The sequence below is a fragment of the Methanosarcina sp. A14 genome (genome assembly GCF_001729375.1).
GTDB lineage: Archaea > Halobacteriota > Methanosarcinia > Methanosarcinales > Methanosarcinaceae > Methanosarcina > Methanosarcina barkeri.
Genome location: NZ_LZPK01000095.1, coordinates 1 through 5088 on the forward strand (window position 1 = coordinate 1; position 5088 = coordinate 5088).

Below are 5088 nucleotides of genomic sequence, written 5' to 3' on the forward strand. Positions count from 1 at the left end.
GCCTTGGAGTACTTATGAATTGGATTCTGGAGGAATGACTTTGATCCGTCTCCAAAATCCCATTGCCATTTAGTTGGTGTTCCTGTGCTTACGTCAGTAAATTTAACGTTTAATGGTGTTTTCCCTGATGTAACACTGCTAGTAAAGTTTGCAACAGGTTTTGTTACCACTTTTATATATTCTGTTTTTGTTACCGTGTTACTGCCGTTATCATTTGTTGCTGTCAGTGTTACCGTATACCTACCTAGTTTAGAATATTTATGCGTTGGATTCTGCTTGGTTGAAGTTGTTCCATCTCCAAAACTCCATTTCCATTTAGTCGGGGATCTCAGACTTTCGTCGGTAAAGGTAACTGTTAATGGCGCTTTTTCTTCGGTAGGTTTTGCAGAAAAGTCTGCGAAAGGAGCTAGTGTGAAAGTAAATATAAACTGCCCAAAAGCAATAGGCCATATTCCTACCTTCACACTGGCTGTAACCTTGTTTGTTGCAGTGTCAATTACAGAGACAGTGCTGTCACGGTTCGCCACATATACCTTTGTTCCAGCCGGGTTGACTGCAACTCCATAAGGATATTTTCCTACGGTTACCTTGGCCGTAACCTTGTTTGTAGCTGTATCAATTACAAAGACATTTTTGCTTTTCCTGCTTGTTATATATACCTTTGTTCCATCCGGATTGACTGCAATTCCCCAGGGATAGGTTTTGGATCCTACTGTCACCGTTGCTTTAATCGTGTTTGTTGCAGTATCAATTACAGAAACAGTACCATCGTCATCGTTTGTCACATATACCTTTGTTCCAGCCGGGTTGACTGCAACTCCCCAGGGACGGGATCCTACTGTCACCGTGGCTGTAACAGTATTTGTAGCTGCGTCGATTACAGAAACAGTTTTATCTCCATAGTTCGTCACATATACCTTTGTTCCTGTCGGGTTGACTACAATTCCAATAGGTTTGTAGAATCCATTTATTGTGGCTGTAACATTGTTTGTTGCAGTGTCAATTACGGAGACAGTTCTACTATAAATATTCGTCACATATACCTTTTTTCCATCCGGGTTGACCGCAACTCCATAAGGATATCCTCCTACGGTTACCTTGGCCGTAACCTTATTTGTAGCTGTGTCAATTATAGAGACAGTCTTGTTATAATAGTTTGTCACATATACCTTTGTTCCCGCCGGGTTGACTGCAACTCCCTGGGGACCAGATCCTACGTTTATCGTGGCTGTAACCTTGTTTGTTGCTGTGTCAATTACAGAAACAGTACCACCCCTGTTTGTAATATACGCAAACGGGTATGCGCCTGCGATACTCACGAGCATTAAAAAAAACATCAACGTTATTCCTAAAATTCCAATGAGAGAATAAACTCTTCGTGTTTCATCAAGTTTCATTTATTTCACCTTGGATCACAGTAAGTTAATTTTTGATTAATAAAAAAAGATTAATAATGTTAAATGTTTTTTTCTATATAAAGAAAGTGTTGTTAATAAAAAATATTATATTTCTATATATTAATAAAATTTTATGTTAACTTTAATATAAATTTGTAAAATGAATAAGATTGAAATTTTAAAAATTAAATTTCGTTATAATGAGCAATACTTCTATGAACCTTACCATCTTTTCCAAAAAACAAAATTTCTGCAGCACGTTTTCCTAAAACTGCTTTATAATAGATTACCAGGCTATTGACACTTACAAACACATCAATCAACTCAAACCGAAGATCAAAAACTCTTTCAAGTGCTTTTTCCCAGTATGGTTTCACATTCTTCTTACCTTTGAGGGTTCCTGTTTGATCATTCATTACAAGGACTATCATAGGAGTAGTCATCTCGAAATCTTCACTGTAATGATCGAGAATTCTGTTAATGTTATGGAGTTTCAGGCCTCATCCATTCTCTGGCAAATTCCTGTGCTTCAGGTACTGATATCATTTAAACAACGTCCATATTTTAAGAAAGTCCGAATTCTTAAAAGTATTTAAATTTCTCGATCTGTTAGGGAGTTTCTGTTTGTCTTGTTTTCAGGAAAAAGTACTCGGATACACTCATTTCGGATATACTCTTATTCCTAATGCACTTCTGAAAACGATTGAAAAAAGTCACGGTATTTTAAGTGAAAATGGAATTATCCAAAAAAAGCAAAATTATTGCGGAAGAAATTGACACAAAACAAGCATCATTATTTTCTTTTCTGAACATGGAGAAATATCTGCCATCGTAATAGAATCGTTATTGTTAGGATTATTCTTTTGCTAGGCATACACAGATAAAGCCGCAGGATAACGTAAAATCACTCATTTTTGAAAGCAAAGTTAGAATAGTATGGAAATATAGTGGGTGCAATTTCCTTACAATTGTTTATCTCTTGTCAACGAGGCTAAAGGGCTGTTTTGCCAGATTTGTCAATGATCCACATGCCCTTCAGCCTAAATTTTGTCTCTTTTTTCAATTTGAGATTCTGCAATTCATTGAATAGAATTAATTAGCTCATAGAAATATTTCGATTCGTGAGTACGATAAAGATTGTACCATGAATCTAACGTTTCCAACGAGAATACATCCAGTTTCTTCAACACATGAACAGTGAATTCCAGTGGAGCTACTCCGGAAGCAGTAATCAGGTTTCCGTCAGTTACAGCTGGTTCTTGTTTATAATACATTTCTCCTGCATAGTTTGGACACATCATTTTAAGAAATCCAAGATCATTGCTGGTGTGCCATCTATTATTCAGCATCCCTTTCTCAGCAAGTCCCATTGTAGCGCCGCAAATTGCCCCAACAATTACACTTTTTTTTAAACCCTCTTCAGCCTTTTTTAAAATTGGGTCGTGAATCGGTTCTGTCCATGTATTTCCTCCAGGGAGGATCAGGGCTGCTGCATCTTCAATGATAAGTTCTTCATATCCAATATCAGGTAGTATTTTTATGCCACCCATTGTAATTACAGGGTTTTTGTCCACACTAACTGTGACTATTTTTAAAGGTTCTAACCCTTTTTTATAGTATCTTCCCGAGTTTAATTCAGCGCTTAAATAACTGATTTCCCAGTCAGCCATTGTGTCAAATACGTAAAGATATACTGCGCTTTTCATAATTGATCCCGCTGTATTTAATATGTCAAATATATCTGATTTCATATTTTGATTTCATTTTATACACTATTGTCCTATCTTCTCATAAAGAGTATCTCTATTCATAGAAAGGCTCTGTGAGGTACTGTGTAATTGATGGGTTTTTACCTCCAGACAGACATCATTAAATACAGAAAATTTAACACAGACCCCGTAGACTACACAGTACCCATCAGAATACTTACTTTATGGAAACCAATAAGAAACGTCTATAATAGCCTGAGAAATTTCAAATAACGTTTCATCTTCACCCAAATCATTTATAACTGGAATTAATGTGATGATATTAGAAAGTAGGTTACTTCGAGTACCTTCTTTGAGAATTTGAATCACTCTTCTCCACAAAAAATAAAGCTTATTCACTGGAGAATTCCTCATAAGAGATAATATAAAACAAAGTGCCTTTGCTCTGTAAGAATCAGATCGAATATTTGAGGCTATTTCAAGGGCTTTTTCCATAAATTCTTCTTTTCTCTGACCATCAAAATGAGGAACAATACTAGAAGGACATATTCTCTGTCAGAATCAATCATAACGAACCTATGATCTGGAAAGAACTCGTACTTGGATTTTCTGTGGTTGAATCGTGTATATATCACTCAATTCGTACAATACCTATTGTAACTGCAAGCAGTGCCGAAGAAGTGCTTTTTACGGATAACCTAACCAGACTTACGAAACTGGAAGTTGATGAGACTGTAAAAGGAGTCCTTCCGGTCCCATTTCCAACCTATGAGGTAACAGGGTCCATGTCAATTGAAGGCGAAGAATTCAGCGAAGTGCTTCTTTTAGGATATGAATATCCCGGAGTACAGGCTCTGGATTGGATAGAAATTCTTAAAAGAGAAGTTGCAAATCCAAGACGATGTATGTGAAATAGGAATATAAAAGAGAGTATTATTTTATGCTATTTATTTTATTACTGCTTTAGATTATCTGCTATTTTAGATTTATATTCAAGCTACCGATTATTTACATTCGGTTTCAGTAATAAGAAAATTTGTTTCCCTCATAATTATATGTTGCCATAATAGAAAGCACTTGGACTTTATATTAGAGAATATTTGGACGTTATATTAAAAAATGTGCATTTTGAATTGGCATATGAGGGAAGAAAATGAGATACAAAGAACAATTTTATTCAATAGCTTTAGCTTTTGTGTTCTTAATTCTGTCATCATCTACTTCACTGGCTGTACAAACTGAGAGATCAATAGCTGATTTTTCTGCAAACGTTACCGGAGGAGCAGTTCCTTTTGTAGTAAAATTTACTGGCGTAAGCACTGGCGGAATACCAACTTCCTGGTTATGGGATTTTGGAGACGGCACTTACTCAAAACATGCCATGAATGCAACGCATACGTTTACCAATCCGGGTGTGTATAACATCACTATGAAAGTAATAAACGAAGAAGGTAGCAATTCTATTACCAGATCAGACTATATAACCGTCGAAATTCCGACAGATACGTCAGGAAAAGGCTTTGATCCTTCCGGAACTCGGTGGAGTGTCGCTGGTTTTGAGGATGGGTTACCACGCGAATATCATGCTGTACCCTGGGAGTTTCATTCTCAATATTATATGAATGCTGGAGATATCTGGACTGGAAACTGGTCATTAGTACCCGATTATCCTAATAGAGTCCACACTTTCATTACGCATGCCAACGGGGAAACAGATAGTTGTGATGTCGTTTTCGTATCTCCCAAATGGTTCGTTGCAATTAAGGATGACGAGCTTTATAGATTGGGTAAGCGTATCTGACATACGAACGGCTGTAGACTGGAATGTTATACTTTACCAATTTTCAGATTTTATTGAGGTATTGCCTTGCACTCTAAGATGATGAATTACAAGCTTTGAAAGCTAAAAACACAATTTGTCTATTTTTAATCTTGTGCTGCTACATAGTTACTAATCTATATAATTACTTAACCTGTAGAAT

6 protein-coding genes are annotated in these 5088 nt (G+C 36.4%); 2 read left to right on the plus strand and 4 right to left on the minus strand.

All coding sequences use genetic code 11. The features are described from left to right. The 4 genes from A9239_RS05325 to A9239_RS05340 form a co-directional block, all read right to left on the minus strand. A partial coding sequence (locus tag A9239_RS05325; RefSeq protein ID WP_141706375.1) for a PKD domain-containing protein occupies nucleotides 1-1397 on the minus strand: 1397 nt, incomplete at its 3' end. 185 nt (nucleotides 1398-1582) lie between these two features. Further along, nucleotides 1583-1894, minus strand: coding sequence for a nuclear transport factor 2 family protein (locus A9239_RS05330; RefSeq protein WP_338041700.1), 312 nt, complete (start codon nucleotides 1892-1894; stop codon nucleotides 1583-1585). 582 nt (nucleotides 1895-2476) lie between these two features. Continuing rightward, nucleotides 2477-3103: a type 1 glutamine amidotransferase family protein gene (locus tag A9239_RS05335; RefSeq protein WP_048154472.1), complete on the minus strand. Its 627-nt coding sequence runs from the start codon at nucleotides 3101-3103 to the stop codon at nucleotides 2477-2479. 225 nt (nucleotides 3104-3328) lie between these two features. After that, nucleotides 3329-3601, minus strand: a complete 273-nt coding sequence (locus tag A9239_RS05340; RefSeq protein ID WP_048119949.1) for a hypothetical protein — start codon at nucleotides 3599-3601, stop codon at nucleotides 3329-3331. A gap of 83 nt (nucleotides 3602-3684) precedes the next feature. On the opposite strand from A9239_RS05340, the gene A9239_RS05345 reads away from it, so the two are divergent. Next, the gene (locus tag A9239_RS05345; RefSeq protein ID WP_048119951.1) at nucleotides 3685-4017 is read left to right on the plus strand and encodes a hypothetical protein; all 333 of its coding nucleotides are present in this window, start codon (nucleotides 3685-3687) and stop codon (nucleotides 4015-4017) included. Nucleotides 4018-4259: 242 nt separating this feature from the next. Beyond that, nucleotides 4260-4907, plus strand: a complete 648-nt coding sequence (locus tag A9239_RS05350) for a PKD domain-containing protein (protein WP_048119953.1) — start codon at nucleotides 4260-4262, stop codon at nucleotides 4905-4907. Nucleotides 4908-5088 lie beyond the last annotated feature (181 nt).